The following is a 217-nucleotide window of genomic DNA, read 5'->3' as shown; positions in this document are numbered from 1 at the left end:
TGATCACATTGCCAAACTCGTCTACTAAGGTTCCATCGGCACGTTTATAAACTTTACGGCCATTGAACATTAACGGTTTACCATTTTTGCCCAATACAACTTCAGTGGCCGTTACAGGTTTGGTCTGAAAACCTTCATTCACAGCTTGCTTGCCATCAATGGTAAAACCTTTCATAGAAGCTTTACGGCCTGACGAATCAACGATTTCACCATCAGC

General features: G+C 42.4%; 1 protein-coding gene. It reads right to left on the bottom strand.

What is annotated here, in order from left to right:
- A partial coding sequence (locus tag AC1EU0_RS19230) for a hypothetical protein (RefSeq protein WP_480304384.1) occupies positions 1 to 217 on the bottom strand: 217 nt, incomplete at both ends.

The sequence above is a fragment of the Parashewanella sp. 2210YD4-3 genome, assembly GCF_056591735.1.
This window is presented reverse-complemented; position numbering and strand designations above follow the sequence as displayed.